The organism is Mycolicibacterium stellerae (genome assembly GCF_003719305.1).
Lineage (GTDB): Bacteria > Actinomycetota > Actinomycetes > Mycobacteriales > Mycobacteriaceae > Mycobacterium > Mycobacterium stellerae.
This window is the reverse complement of record NZ_RARC01000002.1, coordinates 297,029-319,064: the sequence shown is the minus strand read 5'-3', so window position 1 is coordinate 319,064 and position 22,036 is coordinate 297,029. Positions and strand designations below refer to the sequence as shown.

Below are 22,036 nucleotides of genomic sequence, written 5' to 3'. Positions count from 1 at the left end.
GCATGCGGTAACACGCTGGACGATGATTCGGTGAAACGGCCGCGACGGTGCGACCCACTTCGCTTAACCCCCAGCGGCCGGGCTCTAATTCCCGGCGTCGCTGTGAGGCATCTCCTAAAGCCCTGCGGCTCGGAAGGCGCCGTTGAACGAGGTTCGCTCGTAGTTCGCGACGCCTGCGTGCGTGTAGGGGTCGCGGGCAACGATGTCCTGCGCCTCTTCGGTGCTGATGTCGGCGGTGACGAGTACCCCGCCCGAACCGTCCTCTTGCCTGCCGGCAAGCAGAAGTCGGCCCGCCGCGATCTCGGAGTTCAGGAACTCGAGATGGGCGGGACGGGTCTGTTCGACGACATCGGCTGGCTTCGTGTACGTCGACTTCAGGACGTGGATCACGGGGGTAACGCTACCCGGCGGGCGAGTAGCGCCCCGTCTCGTCGGTGGTGTGCATGTGGACCGCCAGGATCGGGTTGTCGGCGACGCCGAGCACGCGCAGGCATGCATCCGCGACGTGGACGGGCAGATCTGCAGGCGCAGGACCTGCGGGCAGGGACCGGATGTTCACCAGTGCCTCGACCAGCCGAAACGGCAGCTCGGCGGCGGCTTCGTGGACACCGGTCTCGGCGACGATCGTCCTGCCGAGGGTGAGGTAGTGCACCCGCAGACGTTCGCGTTCGGACCAGAACGGTTCCAGCGCAGCGTCGCGCAACTCCGGCAGAAGGTAGAGCGCACCGAGGTTCCACCGGCCACTGAGCAGTTGATCGCCGTCGAAAACGGCCAGCGCGTGCAGATGCTCGACGGCTGTCGGTTCCGGGGTCGCGCCGCGCAGGCTGTCGATGAAAGACAGCGTCGGCGTGACGGTTTGGCTGAGCAGCGCACAGAGGATGTCGCTCTTGGTGTCGAAGTAGTGATAGAGCGATGCCTGCCGAATGCCAACCGACTCCGCGATCGTTCTTGTCGACGTGGCGCTGTAACCCAGCGTGGTGAACAATTCGGCGGCGGCATCGAGGATCTCGTCGCGCGCGGTCGTCCCTGGACGGCGTTGGTCGTGGAGGCGCGGACGACCGGCGCGAGCAAGCGGCATGGTCCCATCGTGAACCAAAGATGTCGCCGAAAAGGAGAGCACTCAGGTTTCTGTCACACGACAGAAACCTGACGACACGCACCGGTTACCCGCGCCATCATTTGGTTACAGCAGCGACACCAACCGCGAAGGTGTGCGGGGAAAACTGTCATCCGACAGAAGCGCACGTCGACGTGCTGCGCGCGATTTTGACACCGGGAGCGTTCCTATGGGTACCGCTGTATCCGACGTCGACCCGGAAGCAGAAGCCGCAAACGCGGTGCGCGATCCGGTGGCAGTCGTCAGCGACCTGAACGTGAGGTTCCGCCGCAACCGGCGCGACGTGCACGCCCTTCGCGGCGTCTCGTTGTCGATCGCCTCCGGCGAGATATTGGGATTGGTCGGCGAATCTGGTTCGGGTAAAAGCGTTCTCGGCTTCTCCATGCTCGGGCTTCTGCCCAATCATGCCGCCGTCGACGGCGCCGTCAGCGTCGTCGGTGCCGACATGCTGCGGCGCGACGACAAGGCTCTCCGGAAGGTTCGCGCACTCGACCTCGGCGCGGTGTTCCAGGATCCGATGACATCGCTGAACCCGACGATGCGCATCGGCAAGCAGGTCGCAGAGGCGGCAGGCAGCGACGCGGAGGCACTGCGGCTGCTCACCGCTGTCGGGATCCCCGAACCCAAGCGCCGCATGCGGGCCTATCCGCACGAGCTCTCGGGCGGTATGCGTCAGCGGGTGATGATCGCCATCGCGATCGCCGGGGACCCGGAACTGATCATCGCCGACGAACCGACCACCGCACTCGACGTCACGGTGCAGGCCCAGGTTCTGCGACTGCTGCAACGGCTGCGTGACGACATCGGCTGCAGCATCGTGTTCGTCACGCACGACTTAGGGGTGGCCGCACAGATATCGGACCGCATCGCGGTGCTGTACGCCGGTCGGATCGCCGAGATCGGGCCCACCGCAGAGGTACTCAAGACCCCTGCGCACCCCTACACCCACGGGCTGCTGCGGTCGCGTCTCACGCTGGACACCGCGCGCGACCGCAGGTTGGCCGCACTCACCGGATCGGTACCCAGTCCAATTTCGCCGTTGCCGGGATGCGCGTTCGCGCCGCGGTGCGGGCTCGCCGTCGACGAGTGCTCTGCCGTGCCGCCCGACCCGGCCACCGTTGCCCCGAACCGCGAGAGCGCGTGCATCCTGCCCCTCGAGCAGGTCGCCCGCGACTTTGCGGACAAGTCGACGAACACCGGTGAGCCGGTCGCGGCACAGCCGGGCGAACGCGGCGAGCAGCCGCCGTCGGTGGTGCTGCGCAATGTCACCAAGACCTTCACCGTGGCACGGCGATGGCTTGACCGATCCACCGACAACCACGGCAAACTGCAAGCGCTGCGGGGAGTTTCGCTGCAGGTCGGCCACGGCGAATCGGTGGCGCTTGTCGGCGAGAGCGGATCGGGCAAGTCGACGCTGCTGCGGACGATCGTTGGTCTGGAGAAACTCACCTCGGGTTCGGTGGAACTGGTCGCAGGCGCGCCGCGGCCGCAGATGGTGTTCCAGGACGCAGGGGCGTCGCTGACGCCTTGGTTGTCGGTTGGCGAGTTGATCGCCGAACGCCTTCGCGGCAGCGGGATGTCGCGCGCGGCCCGCCATGACGCAGTCGTCGAAGTGCTCGAACGGGTCGGCTTGCCTGCCGATGTCGCGAAATCGCGGGCGGGACAGCTGTCCGGCGGTCAGCGCCAACGGGTGTCGTTGGCTCGCGCGACGGTGGTGCCGCCGTCGGTGCTGCTGTGTGACGAACCCACCAGCGCGCTCGACGTCTCACTGGCGGCGTCGGTGCTCAACCTCATCGGCGATCTGCGGCGCAGTTTGGATATGTCCGTCGTCTTCGTCACCCATGACCTCTCGGTCGCGCGGGTGGTCGCCGACCGGATCGCCGTGATGTACCTGGGCCGGATCGTCGAGGTCGGCCCCGCCGATCAGGTGATCGGCAAACCGGCGCACCCCTACACCAAGGCGTTGGTCGATTCCATCCCCGACCTCGGCCGCGAATCACGGGTGCTGCCAGGCGAACCGGCCAGCCCGCTGTCTCCGCCGACGGGCTGCGCATTCCACCCGCGGTGCCCGATATCGATCGACACGTGTAGCGACACCGAACTCGACGTCCGGCTGGAAGGCATTCCGGGCGACCCACACCAGGTGGCCTGTATCGAACGGAAGGCGGGCTGATGGCCGTCGCGCTGCCTGCTCCCGCGGTGTTGGCCGAGCGACCTCGACTGCTTTCGTTGCCGGCGTTCCGGTCGGCATCGATCAACTGGCTCGGCTTCTCCCTCCTGCTGGTCGTCACCCTGATAGCCGTTGCGGTGCCCGTGCTGGCCCCGCACGATCCGCTGCTGCCGGTCGGGATGCCGTTGCAGGCACCCGGTAAGGGCGGCTTCTTGCTCGGCACGGACAGCGTGGGTCGCGACATCCTGTCGCGCGTGCTCTACGGCGTGCGGTCCAGTTGGTTCGCGGCGCTGGTGGTGGTCGCGGTCGGCCTGTTCCTCGGTGGCCTCGTCGGCCTGGTCGCGGGCGCGGCGGGTGGCTGGCTGGATTCCCTGCTGATGCGGATCACCGACGCGTTCCTGTCCCTGCCGGCGCCGGTGCTGGCGATCGCCGTCGTCGCAGCGCTTGGGCCGGGGTTCGTGCACACGCTGATCGCGGTCTCCATCGTGTGGTGGCCCTTCTACGCCCGGCTGGTGCGCGGTGAAGTGGCTCGGCTGGCCGCCCGGCCGCACGTCGAGGCGGCCAAACTCGCTGGGGTGAGCCCGTTTCGGCTTGCCGGGCGGCATCTGCTGCCCGGCGCGGTGCCGAACGCGCTCGTCGCGGCGAGCCTGGACATCGGCACGCTCATCCTGACCTTGGCCGCGCTGTCGTTCCTTGGCCTCGGCCAGTCGCAACCCGCCCCCGAGCTGGGTGCCGATTCAGCGCGCAACCTGAGCTACTTCCTTCAGCAGTGGTGGGTGCCGGTGATGCCCGGCCTCGGCGTCCTTGTGCTGGCGCTGGTCGGCAACATCGCGGGCGATTGCCTACGCAACCTGATGAAGACGAGCTGACGCCGATGAAATCCTTTGTTGCGACGCGGCTCGGCGCGATGGTGGCAATCCTGATCGCCTTGACCGCGGTGATGTTCCTGCTGCAGCACATCTCTCCGCTTGACCCCGTCAAGGCTCAGCTGGGTGCGCAGGCATCGGCCGAAGCGGTGGCCGCGCGACGCGAGGCGCTCGGCCTGAACCAGCCTGTCCTCGTGCAGTTCTGGGACTACCTCACCGGAGCGGTCACCGGCGACCTCGGCACGTCATACCGCACCCGCCACGCCGTTGCGTCCGATCTGGGAGATTTCTTTCCCGCCACACTGGAACTGGCGCTGTACGGCATCGCCATCGCCTTGATCCTGGCCGTGGTGCTGGCCTTCAGCACGACGCTGAAATGGCGCGGCTCTTCAGCGCTGCGGGCGATCCTGTTCACCGGGGCGTCTGCGCCGATGTTCCTGCTCGGCATCCTGGGGCTGATCGTCTTCTACCAGAAGCTCGGCTGGGTACCGGCCAACGGCCGGATCGCCATCGCCAACCCGCCGACGGGACCCACCGGCCTGCTCACCGTCGACGGCCTCTTGCACGGCAGATTCGACGTCGTCGCCGACGCACTTCACCACCTGATCCTTCCCGCGTTTGTGATCGCGATAGGTCCTGCGGTGGCGATCGGGCGGGTGCTGCGCAGCAGCCTGCTCGGCGACATCGACAGCGACTACGCGCGGACGGCACGGGCCAAGGGGTTGTCGGAAGGCCAGGTGATGGCGCGCCATGTGCTGCGCAATTCGGTTGGCTCGGCGCTGTCGATGACGGGTCTGCAGGTGGGCCTGATGTTTTCGGGCGTGCTGGTGGTGGAGCAGGTGTTCGGCTGGCCCGGCATCGGCCAATACATCGCACAGAGCATCCCGGTTGCCGACTTCCCCGCGATCGCAGGCGTCACGCTGATGCTGGGCGCCCTCTACGTATTCATCAACACGGCCGTCGACGTCTTGCAGGCGGCGGCCGATCCTCGCATAGCAGTCACAGGAGGTTAGGTGCCCAAACAGCCACTGATAGTCGGCAATCCGGTGTTCGTCGTGGTCGACATGCAGGCCGGCGGCGACATGCCGGTCGAAGAAGTCGGTATCGACCACATGCCGGGCTACGCCGAGCGCATCGCGCGCACCCAGAAGCTACTGGCCGCCGCGCGGGCGGCCGGTGTGCCCGTGGTGTTCTTCCAGGAGGTGCACCGGCCCAGCGGGATCGATTTCGGTCGCGAACTCGACGGCACCGAGGGCGTGCACTGCGTCGACGGTAGGCCGGGCACCGAGCTGCATCCGGCTCTGCTGCCCGAGCCCGGCGAGTTCCACATCGTCAAGCGTCGCTATTCCGGTTTCATCGGAACGGATTTTGAAATCGTGCTGTCCGGGCTGAAGGCCTCGACGCTGATCCTCGTCGGCGGGCTCACCGATGTGTGCGTGCACTACACATTCGCCGACGCGCATCAACGCGACTTCTACGTGCGCGTGGTGACAGATTGCGTCGGCGGCTCATCGCAGTATCGCCACGACGCCGCACTCGATGCGATGGAGTACCTACAGGCCGGTGCCTTGCGCACCAGCGACGAGATCCTCGCCGCGTTTCACGCACTCGCCACCCCCGTTCTCGAAGGAGCCGCCCGATGAAATCACGACGTCTCACACTCGCCGCAGTTGGGCTCAGCGCGGTATTGGCGCTGAGCGCCTGCGGCGGTTCGGATTCGGGTGGAGGTGCGCCGAACGCCGCACCCACCGACAAGGTGCTGCATCTGTCCTTCCTGCAGGATCCCGGCCAGCCGCCGGACCCCGACATCTACTACGCGGGACAGGGTCTCCTGCTGACCACGAACGCCTACGAGGGTCTGCTGCAGTACAAGGCGGGCACCGACAAGGCGGAACTGGAGCCGCTTCTGGCCACTGAGTGGAAGGCCTCGCCGGACAACAAGGTGTTCACCCTGAAGTTGCGCCAGGGCGTGAAGTTCCACGACGGCACGCCGTTCACGTCGGCAGCGGTCAAGGCGTCGTTCGACCGGCGGGCTGCGGTCAACCAGGGCCCCGCCTACATGGTCACTGACATCGAATCGGTGACTACGCAAGGAGATTACGACGTCACCATCACGCTGAAGGCGCCAAACTCGGCCTTCCTCGACTACCTGGCGTGCCCGTACGGGCCTCGGATGATGAGCCCCGAGGGTCTGAAGAAGAACGCGGGCAGCGACAACGCGCAGACGTACCTGACCAATCACGACCTTGGCACGGGCCCGTACACGCTGACGGCGGCGGAGGTCGGCTCGAAGTACGAGCTTTCGGCGTTCGCGGACTACTGGGGCGCCAAGCCCTACTTCGAGAAGGTCGAGATGCCGGTCATCACCGACGTCTCGGCACAGCAATTGCAGTTCAACAACGGCCAGCTCGCGGCGATCCTGCACGATCTACCGTCGTCGGCAGTGGGCCAGTACCTCAACGATGCCAAGTACTCGCACTACTCGCTGCCTTCGATGATGTCGAACTACCTCTACATCAACCCGCGCAAGGGGATGATGACCGATGCCAAGAATCGCAACGCCGTCATGCAGGCGGTCGACGTGGACGAGCTGGTCAAGCAGACCTACTTCGGGCGCGGCGAGAAGGCGGACCAGATCTATCCGTCGAACATGATGGCGGCGGAGTTCGGGAAGCAGTCCGTCACGCACGACCCTTCGGTGCTGTCCGGAATCGCCGGCGGTCTGCCCGCCGACCAGAAAGCGGTCACGATCGGGTATGACTCTTCCAACCCCGACAACCAGTTGATCAGCAACCTGCTGCAGACGCAGCTGGCTGCCGCGGGCCTAAACGCCAAGGTGCAGGCCTATCCGACGTCGGAGATCTACGGCTGGATCGGTACCGACGCGCCGTCCGCACCCGAGATCATGGCGTATCTCGGCTGGCCAGACGCCCCGTCGCCGTACACCTGGGGTCACATCTCGTGGGACGCCGACGGTGGACTGAACTTCTTCGGGTGCTCGGCACCGCCGGTGACGGAGGCGCTCGCCAAGGGTCTCCCCGACGGATCCGATCAGGCGTTCTCCCAGGCAGGCCTCGAAGCGGTCAAGACCGGCTGCTGGCTGAACATCGCCAATGTCGACGACTTCATGGTTGCCCAGCCATGGCTCAAGGGCGTCGAACAGGCGCACGTCGTGACGAATCCGAATACGCTGCGGCTGGCGGCGCTCTCGGTGGGCTGACGGTGCTCTGGTGACGAAGTCCGGTGTCCGGCGCATCGTCCTGCTGACGTTGGGTTGGGAAGATCTGCCGAAATCCGTTTCGGTCTACGGCAGTTCGCCAACCGAACGGATGCGGGAACCGGTGCCCGGTGTGCTGCTGCAGACCGACGGGGGCTGGGTTCTGCTCGACACCGGCTTCAACACCGCTCTGATCCGTGACCCGCATCTGCGGCGTCGGTATTTCCCGTCTCTGGAATACCAGCCCCTGCTACCGGGACCCGGTGAGCCGATCGAGGAGTCGCTGGCCGAGATCGGAGTCGACATCGACGACATCCACCTCGTCGCGTTGTCGCATCTGCATGTCGACCACGCGGGCGGGCTGAAGCTGTTCGCGGGCCGGGTCCCGGTCCATGCGCAGCGCCGCGAGGTCGAATACGGGTTGTCGAATCATCCGGAGCCCCAACGACATGCCATCTTCCGTGTCGACTTCGACGACCCCACTATCGACTGGCGGCTGGCCGACGGCGAGGCAGAGGTCGCGCCGGGGATCACCGCCGTGCCGACGTACGGTCACACCCCTGGCCACCAGAGTTTCGTGGTGCAGCTCGACGATTCGTTCACCGGCGATGGCGGCCCGAGGGGATATGTCTTCGCGTTCGACGCCGCCGACCTCACCGAGAACATCGAAGACGAGTTGGCGATCGGCGGATTCATCGACGTCGACCCCGAGGAGACGGTCGAACCCATCCGCAGGCTGAAGCGGTTGGCAAGTGACTTGGGCTACCCGCTGATTCCCGGTCATGACCCCCACGTGTGGCCGGAGATGACCAGGCACTTCCACGACCGGTTCGGGCCCGTATCGAGGTGAGCCCCCGGTGATGGATCTGGTCCTGCGCGCCGAGCGGGTCCTCCTCGAGGGAGAGGTGAGACCGGCCGCCGTCGCAGTGTCCGACGGGCGCATCGTGGACGTCGGCGCGGTGGACAGCGACCATCTCACGGTCGCGGAGGCGGTGGTGCCGTCCAACGGGGTGCTGATGCCCGGGTTCGTCGACACCCACGTGCACATCAACGAGCCGGGCACCGACTGGGAAGGTTTCGCGACGGCCACCGCCGCCGCGGCGGCCGCAGGCATCACCACGCTGGTGGACATGCCCCTCGACTCGGACCCAGTGACGACGAGCGTCGCGGCATTGGAGGTGAAAAGGGCTGCCGCACAAGATCGTTGCCTCGTCGACGTGGGCTTCTGGGCGGGCGTGGTACCGGAGAACATCGGCGCTCTCGCCGCGCTGGCAGGCGTCGGGGTGGCCGGATTCAAATGCTTCCTCACCGGCTCGGGCAACCCGAACTTCGGGCCCCTGTCCACGGAGCAGCTGCGCCAAGCGATGTCCGCGATCGCCGATCTGGAGTCTGTGCTACTGGTGCACGCCGAAAGCCAACACGTCATCGACGCCGGCCCGCGGCCGCGCGGCCGGGGCTATTCGGAGTTCCTCGACTCTCGTCCCGACGCCGCCGAGGAGGACGCCGTCGCACTGATATTGGATGTGGCCGCAGCGACCGGTGCGCGGGCACACATCGTCCACGTTTCCAGCGCGACCGTGCTGCCGCTGCTCGCCGAGGCGAAAAAGTCGGGCGTCTTCGTCAGTGCGGAAACCTGTCCGCACTACTTGACCTTTGCCGCCGAGTCCGTTCCCGACGGTGGCACCCAGTTCGCCGCCTGTCCGCCCATCCGCGGATCGGCCAACCGCGATGCGCTCTGGCAGGCGCTGGTCGACGGAACGCTGGACATGGTGGTTTCAGACCACTCGCCGTGTGCCCCGGAGTTGAAGGGCGACGGCGACTTCGGGCGTGCGTTCGGCGGTATCAGCTCGCTCGAGCTCGGACCGCGCGCGGTCTGGACGCACGCGGACACCCGCGACTTCGGGTTGGCCGAGCTCAGCGGCTGGATGTCCGAACGACCCGCGATGCTGGCCGGGCTGACGGACCGCGGCCGAATCGCCGTCGGGCTGCGGGCGGACCTCTGCGTTTTCGACCCCGACGCAATGGCCGTCGTCGACGTGCACGCTGTACGGCATCGCCATCCGGTGAGCCCCTATGACGGGGTCGCCCTGCGCGGCCGCGTTCTGCAGACCTGGGTCGCGGGAAGACCTGTGCTCGGCGAGGTGTGTGCGCCGCTGTGAGGATCCTCGTGCTCAACCCCAACACCTCGGCCTCGATGACAGCCGAGATCCTTTCGGCTGCCCGCGCGGCAGCCGCGGCGCAGACCGAAATCGACTGCATGGCACCGAAGTTCGGCGCCAGTGCGATCGATTCGGCGGCCGAGAGCTACCTTTCCGCCGTCGGCGTGATGGACACCGTGGCGGCACTGATCGCCGAGAAGCGCTTCGATTATCACGCTGTCGTGCTGGCCGGGTTCGGCGAGCATGGCAAGGATGCGCTGCAGGAAATGCTGTCGGTGCCGGTCTTTGACATCGCCGAGTGCGCAGCCCACGTGGCGCATCTCATCGGTAGACGGTTCTCGGTGGTGACCACGCTGACCCGCTCGATCGCCCCAATCGAGGACCGGCTGCTGCTGGCAGGCCTTGGCGCCCACTGCGTATCGGTGCGCGCCTGCGGCCTCGGCACAGCAGAGGTGGACGCCGACCCGACCGGCGCCGTGGCCGCCATCGCCGAGGAGGCGGCACGCGCCGTCAGCGAGGACGGCGCCGACGTGATCTGCCTTGGCTGTGCGGGGATGGCCGGGGCCTGCGCGGCGATCACCGCGAAGGTCGGGGTTCCCGCGATCGACGGAATCGCCGCCGCCGTCGCGCTGGCGCAGGCAGTCGTCGGGCTGGGGCTGTCCACCAGCAAGGCGGGGGTTTACGCGCCGGGACCGGACAACCCGCGCAGTCATTGGCCGTTGTCGAAGGCATTGGAGTCGAAAGCATTGGAGTTGGGTGAATGAGTGGGGTGGATCTGGCGTGCAAGACGCTGGGGGGCAGCGTGGTAGCGGCCAGCGACGAATCATTCGGCTTCAAGGAACGGCTGATAGACCCGGGCGAGCCTGCGTACACGCCGGGCACCTACGACCTTCGCGGTGAAGTGGTCGACGGGTGGGAAACCCGGCGGCATGCCGGACCGTGCGGGGATTGGGCGATCGTCCGTCTCGGTGCCGCGGGCCGGGTACGCGCCGTCGACGTGGACACCCGCTCGTTCGCGGGCAACAGCCCAAGCGGCTGCCATGTCGAGGGCGCTGTGCTCGATGCCACCTCGGACCCCGCCGCCCCCGATGTGTGGTGGACTGTGTTGGTGAAACCCGCGGTGCTGAAGCCGGATTCGCACAACCTCTTCGCCGTCGACGACCCACGCCGATTTACCCATCTGCGCCTGCGCCTGGCGTCGGACGGGGGAGTGGCACGGCTGCGCGTCTACGGCGACGTGATCTGTGACCCAGAGCTGTGGGCCGACGTCACCGTAGAAGTCTCCAGCGTCGAGCACGGGGGACGCGTCGAATGGTCAAGCGATAGCTTCTATTCCGATGCCAGCGCGCTGATCGCGCCCGACCGGCCGCGCAATATGGGCGACGGGTGGGAGACCAGGAGGCGCCGCGACATCGGGCCTGATAGCCATGATGCGGTGATGATTTCGTTTGCGGTGGCCGCCGACCTTCAGCGGCTCGAGATCGACACCGGCTATTTCGTGTTCAACGCAACCCCAGAAGTCGCGGTGTACGGGAGCCGTGGCCGGCCCGATGATGAACATGGATGGGCGCGTGTGCCATTCGACGTACCGGTGCTGCCGCGTACCCGCATCGCCGCTGACCACAGGCGGCTGTTCCGGGTTGACGCGAGCGGCATCACGGCGCTGCGGGTGCAGGCGTATCCGGATGGCGGCATTGCCCGCGTCCGGGCGTTCGGCAGCCCGACTGCTGCCGGCGTGGAACGGCTGCGCGCGCTGTGGGAGGCGGCATCATGACGGCGTTGGTGGTGACCGACTGCGTGGGTCTGTGGCGCCGCACGTTGTTGGTCGAGGCCGACGGATCCCGCGACGAAAGCACCGATGTGGCGTGGCTGCAGGGCATCACCGCATACGTGGATTCGCGCGGCTTCGCCGGACGGCTGAGCCAGCGCGGCGACGTCTTCGAGTGGAGCAGGGCTGTCGACTTGCAGCCTCCTTCGGAGCATCCCGATGCGGGCCGGATGCGCTGGGAGGGCTCGACGCTGATCGAATCCGGCGTGCACGCCGACTACGTGGAACACTGGGTGCGCGACGAGGCAGGCCGTTCACCGTGTTGGGGACTGATGGGACGTGGGCCGACCGGCGACTACGCGCTCCTGCTGCGTGTCGGCGGCCTGTTCGGCTGGGCGAGTTCATCGCAAGTGCTCATCGCCGAGGTTGACGGCCCCGACTGGCAGGCCCTGGGCGCCCACCTGACAGAGACCGAACTGAGGGCAGGCGGCGGTCGGTGGAAAATCGCCAGAACCGAAGGGATCGTGGATCTATGAGTGGTGCAACGTCGTTCACCTCGGTGCCGGTCGTCGACATCAGCGGTCTTCGGTCGCCGGATCGAAGCGAACGCGAGCGGGTCGCGGCCGAGATCGGCGAGGCCGCACGAGACGTCGGGTTCCTCTACATCAGCGGCGCAGGCGTCGACGGGTCGCTGTTCGACCGCTTGCTCGTCGCGACCCAAGAGTTCTTCGCGCTGCCGGTCGAGGAGAAGATGCGCAGCTTCATCGGGCTGTCGCGGTGTCACCGCGGCTACGTGCCCGTCGGCGAGGAAGGGGTGGAGACCGGCACCCCCGATCTGAAGGAAGCCTTCGACACCGCGCTGGACCTGCCTGCCGACGATCCTGACTATCTGTCGGGCAACCCGATGCTGGGTCCCAATACCTGGCCGGATCTTCCCGGGTTCGCCGAGGCCGTCACCGCGTACTACGAAGCTGTGCTCGCGGTGGGATACCGGCTGCTGTGGGCGTTCGCGGTGGCGCTGGGGGAGGACCCCGAGCTGTTCTCGCGGCATGCGACCAAGACGCCGAGTCAGCTGCGGCTGGTGCACTACCCGTACAACCCCGATGCCGTCGACGGACTCGGAATCGGTGCGCATACCGACTACGAGTGCTTCACGTTGCTCAAACCGACCACGCCAGGCCTCGAGATTCTCAACGGCGCAGGCGAATGGATCGATGTGCCACCGATTCCCGACACCTTCGTCGTGAACATCGGCGACATGCTCGAGCTGTGGACGAACGGCGAGTTCGTCGCCACCAGCCACCGGGTCCGTCGGGTCACCGAAGAGCGTTACTCGTTCCCGCTGTTTTTCAACGTCGACTATCACACCGAGGTGAAACCGCTGCCGAAGTTCGCGGCCACTACGGGCACTCCCCGCCCGGCGCTGCTGGCCGGTGAGCACCTCTTCGCTCAGACAGCACAGACGTTCGCATATCTGCGCAGCCGGATCGACAGCGGTGAACTGGTGCTTCCCGACGGGTCGTTGGAACCGAATCAGTTCGGACAGCAGGCACGCTATGGCACCGGGTGAGCATTAGTTGATCGGTGCGTTGATCCAGCTCAAATCGGACAGCATTCCTCGGGCGGCGACGATGCCCTCTCCGGTCTGCCACACCTCGTTGTTGACGACGAAGACGCGGTTGTCCTTGTTGGCGGACAGCTTCTTCCATGCATCGCTGCCCATCACTTCGCCTGCCCGGTCCTTGGCCGCCTGTGAGGCGAATGAGAGGTACATGATGTCGCCGTCGGCTATCGAGAAGTCGGGGGAGTTGCCGAGATCTTCCTCGGTGATGCCGACCTCCTCATAGGGCTTATCGGTGAAGCGTTGTGCCGCAGGGCGATCCACCCCGACCATGGCCAGCACGCTGCCGGGGAAACTTTTCGGGCCGAATACCCGCATCGTGGTGTCGGTGAGCTGCACGACCGATGCCTGAAAGTGCGTGACGTCGTTGTTCGCACCCTCCTTGTCGGCGGCCGCGTTGAAGTCGCCGATCAACCCGTTCGCGGCGGCGGAACGCCACGTCGCCGCGCCGACCGTCCGAAGGTTGTCCTCCCATACGGCACCGGGTGCGCCCGTGAACACCGTCGGGGCGATGGCCGACAGCTGCCGATACGCATCGGGTGTGAGGGCCTGCGACCCCAGGATCAGATCGGGCTGCGCGGCGCGGATCGCCGCCAGATCCGGCGAGCTGCGGGAGCCCACCGGTGGCAGATCGTGCACGACGGTGCCGAGATAGGACGGCTGGGTCTCGGCGCCGTCTGGCAGGGCGGCGGCGGCGATGCGGGACTGCAGGCCGAGCGCGCACAGCGCGTCCAGCTGGTCGCCCGCGAGCACCACGATCTTCTGCGGTTCCGCCGGAACCACGGTGATACCGGCGTCGTGGCGGACCTCCCTGTCGCCATCGCCCGGATCGATTGGCACCGGATTGGGTGCGCACGACTCGTCTGGTCTGCGTTGATTGCCCAGCACACCGGCTCCCGCGATCCTGGTGGTGCTGGTGATGACCGACGGCTCGTCGACGGGGGAGGCAGCGCCACCACCCAGCTGGCCGCAGCCCCCGAGCGCGGTCGCCACGACGGCGGTCAGCAGGGCCGCCGCGGCCGCGATCAGACGTGGCGCCGGAGCCGCTCGGCCGGCGACGTAAGACCGCAGACGGCGGATCAGCACGTCGCCGACGGTAACAGCTACCCGCATCTGTCACAGTCGAGGACGTCGCCAAATCAATTACGACCGTTTGTAGGACCCAAGCCGACATCGGCAGCTTCGAGAGATAGGATTTGGGCGGAACATTGCGGGCTTGCTCGCAAGAGACGTTTGGAGGACGTGTTGGTTGCCGAAGCGCCCCCGGTCGGAGAACTCGAGGCCCGTCGTCCATTCCCGGCGCGGCTCGGCCCCAAGGGCAGCCTGATCTACAAGCTGATCACCACCACCGATCACAAGCTGATCGGCATCATGTACTGCGTCGCCTGCTTCATCTTCTTCTTCATCGGCGGGTTGATGGCGCTGTTCATGCGCACCGAACTCGCCCTGCCCGGCCTGCAGTTCCTGTCCAACGAGCAGTTCAACCAGCTGTTCACCATGCACGGCACGGTGATGCTGCTGTTCTACGCGACGCCGATCGTGTTCGGGTTCGCCAACCTGGTGCTGCCGCTGCAGATCGGCGCTCCCGACGTGGCGTTCCCGCGGCTGAACGCCTTCTCGTTCTGGCTGTTCCTGTTCGGCGCGACGATCGCGATCGCCGGCTTCATCACCCCCGGCGGCGCCGCCGACTTCGGCTGGACCGCCTACACCCCGCTGACCGACGCCATCCACTCCCCGGGCGCCGGCGGCGACCTCTGGATCATGGGCCTGGCCGTCGGTGGTCTGGGCACCATCCTCGGCGGCGTCAACATGATCACCACGGTGGTCTGCATGCGCGCACCGGGTATGACGATGTTCCGGATGCCGATCTTCACCTGGAACATCCTGGTGACGTCGATCCTGGTGCTGATGGCCTTCCCGCTGCTGACCGCCGCACTGTTCGGGCTGGCCGCCGATCGCCACCTCGGCGCACACATCTACGACCCGGCCAACGGCGGCGTGCTGCTCTGGCAGCACCTGTTCTGGTTCTTCGGCCACCCCGAGGTGTACATCATCGCGCTGCCGTTCTTCGGCATCGTCACCGAGATCTTCCCGGTCTTCTCCCGCAAACCGATCTTCGGCTACACCACGCTGATCTACGCGACGCTGTCCATCGCGGCGCTGTCGGTCGCGGTGTGGGCGCACCACATGTACGCCACCGGCGCGGTGCTGCTGCCGTTCTTCTCGTTCATGACGTTCTTGATCGCGGTGCCCACCGGCATCAAGTTCTTCAACTGGATAGGCACGATGTGGAAGGGCCAGTTGACGTTCGAGACGCCGATGCTGTTCTCCGTCGGCTTCCTTGTCACCTTCCTGCTCGGCGGCCTTTCGGGTGTGCTGCTGGCCAGCCCGCCGCTCGACTTCCACGTCACCGACAGCTATTTCGTGGTGGCGCACTTCCACTACGTGCTGTTCGGCACGATCGTGTTCGCCACCTACGCAGGCATCTACTTCTGGTTCCCGAAGATGACCGGCCGACTGCTCGACGAGCGGCTGGGCAAGCTGCACTTCTGGCTGACGTTCATCGGCTTCCACACGACGTTCCTTGTGCAGCACTGGCTCGGCAACGAGGGCATGCCGCGGCGCTACGCCGACTACCTGCCGACCGACAACTTCACCACGCTGAACATCGTCTCCACGATCGGCGCGTTCATCCTCGGCGTCTCGACGATTCCGTTCGTCTGGAACGTGTTCAAGAGCTGGCGCTACGGCGAGCCGGTGACCGTCGACGACCCGTGGGGGTACGGCAACTCGCTGGAGTGGGCCACCAGCTGCCCGCCGCCGAGGCACAACTTCACCGAGCTGCCCCGGATCCGGTCCGAGCGGCCGGCGTTCGAGCTGCACTATCCGCACATGGTCGATCGAATGCGCGCCGAGGCACATATCGGACGCAGCCACGGGCCATCGGACGGTGACGTCACGCGGCTAGACGGTGAGAACGTCCGAACCTGATGTCGGCGCGGGGGGCCAGCAAGGCGTGAATAGTCGAGGGGTGGCTGCGCCTGTCGGCTCTTCGCGCAAGCGCTCATCGCTGTTGATCACCGTCACCGGAGTCGATCAACCGGGCGTCACGTCTGCGCTGTTCGAGGTGCTTTCGCGGCACAAGGTGGACCTGCTCAACGTCGAACAGGTCGTCATCCGCGGGCGCCTGACGCTGGGTGTGCTCGTATCGGGCACGGCCGAAGCGGCAGGAGGTCGCGAGCTGCCGGACGAGGTCGAGAACGCCATCCACGGCCTCGGACTCGACGTGACGATCGAGCGCAGCGATGAGATGCCGGTGATGCGGCAGCCATCCACCCACACCATCGTCGTCCTGGGCAGGCCGATCACCGCCGAGGCATTCGGAGTGGTGGCCCGCGAGGCGGCCGAACTCGGGGTCAACATCGACTTCATCCGCGGCGTATCCGACTATCCGGTAACGGGATTGGAGCTGCGGGTCTCGGTGCCACCCGGCGGCGTCTACACCCAACTGCAGACCGCGATGGCTCGGGTCGCCGTCGACGAGGGCGTGGACATCGCGCTGGAGGACTACAGCCTGGCCCGACGGGGCAAGCGGCTCATCGTATTCGACGTCGACTCGACGCTGATCCAGGGTGAGGTCATCGAGATGCTGGCCGACAAGGTCGGTGCGCACGCGGCCGTCGCGGAGATCACCGAGGCCGCCATGCGCGGTGAATTGGACTTCGCCGAGTCGCTGAACCGTCGCGTCGCGACGCTCGCGGGCCTTCCTGCCGAGGTGCTGGAGGAGGTCGGCGAGCAGATCGAGCTGACGCCAGGGGCGCGCACCACGATACGGACATTGCGGCGCTTGGGGTTTCACTGCGGGATCGTCTCGGGTGGCTTCCGTCAGGTCATCGAACCGCTTGCCCACGAGCTCGAGATGGACTTCGTGGCCGCCAACAACCTCGAGATCGCCGACGGCAAGCTGACCGGTCGAGTCGTCGGGCAGATCATCGACCGGCCGGGAAAAGCCAAGGCGCTGAGGGATTTCGCGCAGCAGGCGGGTGTGCCGATGGAGCAGACGGTCGCCGTTGGCGACGGTGCCAACGACATCGACATGCTTGCCGCGGCCGGCCTTGGGGTGGCCTTCAACGCCAAACCCGCGCTGCGCGAGGTGGCCGACGCATCGTTGAGCCATCCCTACCTGGACACCGTCCTGTTCATCCTCGGGATCACCCGCGGCGAGATCGAGGCCGCCGACGCCGTCGACGGCACGTTCCGCAGGGTCGAGATACCTGACGACGAGGCCTACGACTAGACGACGACCGCGGCGGGCTCCGGTGCGGAGGAACCGGTAACGCTGTGCCACGCGCGGGCCAACAGCTCGATGGCCGCCGACAGCTCCTCTTCAGGCAGGGCATAGGGCACCCGCACGAAGCGTTCGAGCGTTCCGTCGACGCCGAATCGCGGTCCGGCGGGCAGTTCCAGCCCCATCCTGGACGCGGCCGCCGACAGCGCCGTGCTCATCGGCGCGGGCAACCGCACCCACAGCGACATCCCGCCATAGCCGCCGCCCGGTTCCCAGTCGGGCAGATGCCGAGCAAGCAGTGAAAGCAGGAACGCGCGTCGGGCCCGTAGAATCTCGCGCCGCTCGGGGAGAATGTCGCCGCGCTGTGCGAGAAGCCTTGCGGCGGCGAACTGTTCGAGAACAGGGGTGCCCATATCGATCGACGGGCGCAATGCGGCGATGGTGGCGATAGTGGCGCGTTCGGCGCGGATCCAGCCGACCCGCAGGCCACCCCAGAACGACTTCGACATCGAGCCGACCGTCAGCACCAGGTCGCGTCGCGTCGTCATCGCGGCGGCCATCGGTTCCGGCATCGCTTCGTCCAGCCACATATCGAGGATGGTTTCGTCGATGACGGTGCGGGTCCTGGTCTCGGCGATGATGCCCGCCAACCGCTTTCGGTCGTGCGCAGGCATCGTCAGCCCGGTGGGATTTTGGTTGTCCGGTATCAGGTAGGCCAGGGTCGGCGACAGCTGCTGCACCGCTGCCTGCAATGCGTCGAGCTCCCAGCCGTTCTCGGTCATCGCGACGGGAACGGGCCGCGCCCCTGCGGTGGTGATCGACGTCAATGCGCCGTGATACGTGGGTTGTTCCACGAGGACGCGGTCGCCGGGCTGTACGTACGTGGTCAGGATGAGGTTGAAGGCATGGAGCGCACCGGTGGTCACCAGAACCTGGTCGGGTTCGGTGGCGAGGCCGCGCCTGCAGTACCTTTCGGCAATCGCTTCCCGAAGCACGTCGACGCCGACAAGCTCGTGGCCCACCCTGTGCAGGTATGGCGTGACGTCGTGGACGGCGTCGACGAACGCTTCGCTCACCGCGGCGGCGGGGGCGGACAACGCGGCGGCGGCCAGGCTCATCGCCGGTGCCGCGATCTCTTCACGTGCGGCCGCGGTCGATGCGATCGGCAGCGCGGTGGTGCTGCGGGCGCCGCGGCGGGCATTGAGATAGCCGTCTTCACGCAGTTGGGCATACGCCGCGGTCACGGTGGTGCGGGAAACCCGCAGCGTGTCGGCCATCGCGCGTTCGCTTGGTAGCCGCGCGCCGACGGGAATGCGTCCGTCGACGATCAACAGCCGGATGGCGTCGGCCAGCCCGTAATAGGCCGGACCGCTACGACTGGATGTGCGCCAGTTGCCGAGCTCGCGGGCCAAAAGGTCCACATCGAGCGCTCTGGCGTGCATTTCGACTGTCATCGCAAGCCAGTATGCGCTAACTGGATATGGAATAACAAGCCACTTGCTCGCATTATCGAGGCATGAGCATGAATTGGACATCAAAACTGGCCCGCCCACTGGGCAGGATCTTCCGACCGGCGCAACGCATCCCGGCCGAGTTCTCCGACCGCGACGCCGAACGGGTGCGCAATGAGATCGAGCTGATACGGATCCGCTTCCCGCACCATGCGTGAGGCGGCGGCCCGCGGCGGCGCGCTGCTGCTCGGGCTGATCGGCTACGGCTTCTCGATGGCGATGATGGTGCGCGCCGAACTCGGCCTCGACCCGTGGGACGTCTTCCACCAGGGCCTGGCGCTGAGAACACCGATGACGATCGGCGTCGCGTCGGCCGTCGTCGGGGTGGCGGTGCTGCTGGCCTGGATCCCGCTGCGCACCAGGCCCGGCATCGGCACCATCGCCAACGTCATCGTCATCGCGGTCACCGTGGACGCCGGCATGGCGATACTGGCCACGCCGACATCACTTCCGGTACGCATCGCGATGATGGTCGGCGCGGTGGTGCTCAACGCGATCAGCACCGTGCTCTACATCGGCGCCGGGCTGGGCCCGGGCCCGCGCGACGGGTTGATGACCGGCCTGGTGGTCCGCACCGGCCTGTCGGTCCGGCTGGTCCGCACCTCGATCGAGGCCACGGTGCTGACCGTCGGGTGGCTGCTCGGCGGCACCGTCGGCGTCGGCACCGTCTTGTACGCGTTCGGGATCGGACCACTTGTTCAGCTTTTCGTCTGGATCACCCCGAAAAGGGTGTTGGCCCGCAGCGGCTGGTCGTCCGTCGCCGACGCCAGCGATTTGGGCGTGGAAAGTTGCGCTGGGCACAACCGAACACGCCGAGATCGCGTAGACGAGCGCGGCATCGATGCGGGCGATGTCGAGGATGAAGCGCGCGGCCGCCCAATCCGACACCCTTGACCGGCTGGCTGATTTCGTCCTGACGCCAGCGATTTGGGTGTGGCTGGTTGTGCGAGGGCGCAACCGAACACGCCGAAATCACCACACTACGATGAGCAAGTGGCCGACTCCGGAAGCGACAGCGTCGAGGAAGACCTGCTGATCGACTTCGCCAGGGTCACGCTGCGACGCGGCGGACAAAATCTCGTCGGGCCGATCACCTGGTCTGTCGAGCTCGACGAACGCTGGGTTGTCATCGGGCCCAACGGCGCGGGCAAGACGTCGCTGCTTCGAATCGCCGCCGCGTTGGAGCATCCGTCGGCGGGCACGGCCTATGTGCTGGGCGAACGACTCGGCCGCACCGACATGTCCGAACTGCGCTCCCGCGTCGGGCTGAGCAGCTCAGCGCTATCGCAACGCGTGCCCGAGGGGGAGTTGGTCCGTGACCTCGTCGTCTCGGCCGGATATGCGGTGCTCGGCCGCTGGCGGGAGACATACGAGGAGGTCGACTACGAGCAGGCGATCGACATGCTCGAAAGCGTCGGCGCCGAACACCTGGCCGAGCGCACCTACGAGACGCTGTCGGAAGGCGAGCGCAAGCGGGTGCTGATCGCCCGCAGCCTGATGACCGACCCGGAGCTATTGCTCCTCGACGAGCCTGCCGCCGGACTCGATCTCGGCGGCCGCGAAGAACTGCTTGCGCGGCTCGAGGATCTGGCCGCAGACCCGGACGCACCGGCGATCGTGCTGGTCACCCACCATGTCGAGGAGATCCCCCGCGGGTTCAGTCACGCCCTGATCCTGTCGGAGGGACGGGTGGTCGACGCCGGGCTGCTGACCGACGTGCTGACCGCCGAGAACCTGTCGAAGGCATTCGGCCAGTCCATCGCCCTCGAGATCATCGACGGCCGCTATTTCGCCCGGCGCACGAGAAGCCGGGCGGCGCACAGGAGGCGTTGATGTCTTTTCCGGAGGGTGGGAGCGACGCGACTGGGGAATCGGTTCCAGATCCACTCGTCCCGCGGCCCGCCGCAACTGTGATGCTGATCCGGGACACAGCCGATGGCATCAAGGTTTTCCTGATGCGGCGGCACCGCAGGATGGACTTCGTCGGCGGCGTGATGGTGTTTCCCGGCGGTGGGGTCGACGACCGCGACCGTAACGCCGATATCGCGTGGCACGGGCCGGACAAGAACTGGTGGGGCGAGCGGCTGGGGACCGACGCCGACCTCGCCGAGGCCCTCGTGTGCGCCGCGGCCAGGGAGACGTTCGAGGAATGCGGTGTGCTGTTCGCCGGTGCGGCCGACGACCCGGACCTGCTCGTCGACGACGCGTCGAGCTACCGCGACCATCGGGCAGCGCTGGTGAGCAAGGAGCTGTCCTTCGGCGAGTTCCTGCGCGGCGAGCAGCTGATGCTGCGCGCCGACCTGCTGCGGCCGTGGGCGAACTGGGTGACCCCCAAAGAGGAGCGCACCCGCCGCTACGACACGTACTTCTTCGTCGGTGCGCTTCCGGACGGGCAGCTTGCCGACGGCGACAACACCGAATCCGACCAGGCCGACTGGATCACGCCCGAAGCCGCGCTCGAGGACTTCTCGGCGCAGCGCAGCTTCCTGTTGCCCCCGACGTGGACACAGCTCGACGCGCTGGCCGGCCGCACCGTGGCCGAGGTGCTCGCCGTCGAACGCCGGATCGTTCCCATCTCGCCGAACATGAGCATGATCGACGGCAACCTGGAGTTCGAGTTCTTCGACGGGCAGCGCTACAACCAGGCGCTGGGAGGCCGCACCCCGTGAGGGAGTTCGTCAGCATTCACACCCTCGACGAGCATCCCGGCATCGCCACTCTGCTGCTGTCGAGGCCGCCGACCAACGCGCTGACACGTCAGATGTGTCGCGAAATCATCTCCGCCGCAGCCGAACTGGGCGAGCGCGATGACATCGCGGCGGCGATCCTGTTCGGCGGACACGAGATCTTCTGCGCAGGCGACGACGTGACGGTGCGCCAGACCCTCAAGGCCGACGAGGCAGAGGTCGCCGCCGAGGTGGGTCGCGCGGCCGTCGCCGCCATTGCCGCGATTCCCAAGCCGACGGTCGCCGCGATCACCGGTTACGCACTCGGCAGCGGGTTGACGCTGGCCCTGGCCGCGGACTGGCGGGTGGCGGGCGACAACATCAAAGTCGGTGCGACCGAGATCCTGTCGGGCTTTCCGCCCGGCGAGACGGTCCGGCTGGCCCGCACGATCGGCGAGAGCAAGGCCAAGGACCTGGTGTTCACCGGTCGGTTCGTGGATGCCAAGGAGGCCCTGGCCCTCGGCCTGATCAACGAGATGGTGGCCCCCGACGCGGTCTACGACGCGGCCATGGCATGGGCCAAACGCCTGGTCGACCATCCGCGGCAGGTACTGGCCGCCGCCAAGGCTCGATTTGGTGACGGCCGTTAGGCT

General features: G+C 66.8%; 22 protein-coding genes. 18 read left to right on the top strand and 4 right to left on the bottom strand.

Going from position 1 to position 22,036, the window contains the following annotated elements:
• Positions 1-114: 114 nt before the first annotated feature.
• Together D6M19_RS04375 and D6M19_RS04370 are read right to left on the bottom strand one after the other, a co-directional pair.
• Positions 115-390 (bottom strand): YciI family protein, encoded by a 276-nt coding sequence (locus tag D6M19_RS04375; protein ID WP_123023932.1) that lies wholly within the window; start codon positions 388-390, stop codon positions 115-117.
• 10 nt (positions 391-400) lie between these two features.
• Positions 401-1,078, bottom strand: coding sequence for a TetR/AcrR family transcriptional regulator (locus tag D6M19_RS04370; protein WP_123023931.1), 678 nt, complete (start codon positions 1,076-1,078; stop codon positions 401-403).
• A gap of 208 nt (positions 1,079-1,286) precedes the next feature.
• Between D6M19_RS04370 and D6M19_RS04365 the strand changes: the two genes are divergently transcribed.
• From D6M19_RS04365 to D6M19_RS04315, 11 genes are read left to right on the top strand one after another with little or no spacing between them, the layout of a single operon-like run.
• On the top strand, positions 1,287-3,290 hold the full coding sequence (locus D6M19_RS04365; protein WP_123023930.1) for a dipeptide ABC transporter ATP-binding protein: 2,004 nt from the start codon (positions 1,287-1,289) through the stop codon (positions 3,288-3,290).
• Positions 3,290-4,156, top strand: a complete 867-nt coding sequence (locus tag D6M19_RS04360) for an ABC transporter permease (protein WP_123023929.1) — start codon at positions 3,290-3,292, stop codon at positions 4,154-4,156. The genes D6M19_RS04365 and D6M19_RS04360 overlap by 1 nt, the downstream gene beginning before the upstream one ends.
• A 5-nt stretch (positions 4,157-4,161) precedes the next feature.
• The gene (locus tag D6M19_RS04355) at positions 4,162-5,166 is read left to right on the top strand and encodes an ABC transporter permease (protein WP_123023928.1); all 1,005 of its coding nucleotides are present in this window, start codon (positions 4,162-4,164) and stop codon (positions 5,164-5,166) included.
• Complete coding sequence (locus D6M19_RS04350; protein ID WP_123023927.1) at positions 5,167-5,796, top strand: cysteine hydrolase family protein; 630 nt, start codon at positions 5,167-5,169, stop codon at positions 5,794-5,796.
• Positions 5,793-7,373 (top strand): ABC transporter substrate-binding protein, encoded by a 1,581-nt coding sequence (locus D6M19_RS04345; protein ID WP_123023926.1) that lies wholly within the window; start codon positions 5,793-5,795, stop codon positions 7,371-7,373. Before D6M19_RS04350 ends, D6M19_RS04345 begins: the two co-directional genes overlap by 4 nt.
• A gap of 7 nt (positions 7,374-7,380) precedes the next feature.
• Complete coding sequence (locus D6M19_RS04340) at positions 7,381-8,220, top strand: N-acyl homoserine lactonase family protein (RefSeq protein WP_206428452.1); 840 nt, start codon at positions 7,381-7,383, stop codon at positions 8,218-8,220.
• Positions 8,221-8,230: 10 nt separating this feature from the next.
• On the top strand, positions 8,231-9,529 hold the full coding sequence (gene allB, locus D6M19_RS04335; protein WP_123023924.1) for an allantoinase AllB: 1,299 nt from the start codon (positions 8,231-8,233) through the stop codon (positions 9,527-9,529).
• Positions 9,526-10,293: an aspartate/glutamate racemase family protein gene (locus D6M19_RS04330; RefSeq protein WP_123023923.1), complete on the top strand. Its 768-nt coding sequence runs from the start codon at positions 9,526-9,528 to the stop codon at positions 10,291-10,293. Before allB ends, D6M19_RS04330 begins: the two co-directional genes overlap by 4 nt.
• Complete coding sequence (gene alc, locus D6M19_RS04325) at positions 10,290-11,303, top strand: allantoicase (protein ID WP_123023922.1); 1,014 nt, start codon at positions 10,290-10,292, stop codon at positions 11,301-11,303. The genes D6M19_RS04330 and alc overlap by 4 nt, the downstream gene beginning before the upstream one ends.
• Entirely contained in the window at positions 11,300-11,833 is a 534-nt protein-coding gene (locus tag D6M19_RS04320; RefSeq protein WP_123024134.1) for a hypothetical protein, read from the top strand. The genes alc and D6M19_RS04320 overlap by 4 nt, the downstream gene beginning before the upstream one ends.
• Positions 11,830-12,867 (top strand): isopenicillin N synthase family dioxygenase, encoded by a 1,038-nt coding sequence (locus D6M19_RS04315; RefSeq protein ID WP_123023921.1) that lies wholly within the window; start codon positions 11,830-11,832, stop codon positions 12,865-12,867. The genes D6M19_RS04320 and D6M19_RS04315 overlap by 4 nt, the downstream gene beginning before the upstream one ends.
• A 3-nt stretch (positions 12,868-12,870) precedes the next feature.
• On the opposite strand, the gene D6M19_RS04310 is transcribed toward D6M19_RS04315, so the two are convergent.
• On the bottom strand, positions 12,871-14,031 hold the full coding sequence (locus tag D6M19_RS04310; RefSeq protein WP_123023920.1) for an ABC transporter substrate-binding protein: 1,161 nt from the start codon (positions 14,029-14,031) through the stop codon (positions 12,871-12,873).
• 132 nt (positions 14,032-14,163) lie between these two features.
• On the opposite strand from D6M19_RS04310, the gene ctaD reads away from it, so the two are divergent.
• Both ctaD and serB read left to right on the top strand, forming a co-directional pair.
• Positions 14,164-15,909, top strand: coding sequence for an aa3-type cytochrome oxidase subunit I (gene ctaD, locus D6M19_RS04305; protein WP_123024133.1), 1,746 nt, complete (start codon positions 14,164-14,166; stop codon positions 15,907-15,909).
• A 40-nt stretch (positions 15,910-15,949) separates the two neighbouring features.
• Entirely contained in the window at positions 15,950-17,215 is a 1,266-nt protein-coding gene (gene serB, locus D6M19_RS04300) for a phosphoserine phosphatase SerB (RefSeq protein ID WP_123023919.1), read from the top strand.
• Here serB and yczR read toward each other — a convergent pair.
• Positions 17,212-18,660, bottom strand: coding sequence for a MocR-like transcription factor YczR (yczR, locus tag D6M19_RS04295; protein WP_123023918.1), 1,449 nt, complete (start codon positions 18,658-18,660; stop codon positions 17,212-17,214). The genes serB and yczR overlap by 4 nt on opposite strands.
• A gap of 62 nt (positions 18,661-18,722) precedes the next feature.
• Here yczR and D6M19_RS04290 point away from each other — a divergent pair, with 62 nt between their 5' ends.
• The 5 genes from D6M19_RS04290 (at position 18,723) to D6M19_RS34705 (ending at position 22,033) form a co-directional block, all read left to right on the top strand.
• Positions 18,723-18,875: a hypothetical protein gene (locus D6M19_RS04290; RefSeq protein WP_234834691.1), complete on the top strand. Its 153-nt coding sequence runs from the start codon at positions 18,723-18,725 to the stop codon at positions 18,873-18,875.
• On the top strand, positions 18,868-19,611 hold the full coding sequence (yczE, locus tag D6M19_RS04285) for a membrane protein YczE (RefSeq protein WP_123023917.1): 744 nt from the start codon (positions 18,868-18,870) through the stop codon (positions 19,609-19,611). The genes D6M19_RS04290 and yczE overlap by 8 nt, the downstream gene beginning before the upstream one ends.
• A gap of 99 nt (positions 19,612-19,710) precedes the next feature.
• Positions 19,711-20,550, top strand: coding sequence for an ABC transporter ATP-binding protein (locus tag D6M19_RS04280; protein ID WP_123023916.1), 840 nt, complete (start codon positions 19,711-19,713; stop codon positions 20,548-20,550).
• Positions 20,550-21,386: an NUDIX hydrolase gene (locus D6M19_RS34710; protein WP_123023915.1), complete on the top strand. Its 837-nt coding sequence runs from the start codon at positions 20,550-20,552 to the stop codon at positions 21,384-21,386. The genes D6M19_RS04280 and D6M19_RS34710 overlap by 1 nt, the downstream gene beginning before the upstream one ends.
• Positions 21,383-22,033, top strand: coding sequence for an enoyl-CoA hydratase (locus tag D6M19_RS34705; protein ID WP_123023914.1), 651 nt, complete (start codon positions 21,383-21,385; stop codon positions 22,031-22,033). Before D6M19_RS34710 ends, D6M19_RS34705 begins: the two co-directional genes overlap by 4 nt.
• The last annotated feature ends 3 nt before the right edge of the window (positions 22,034-22,036 follow it).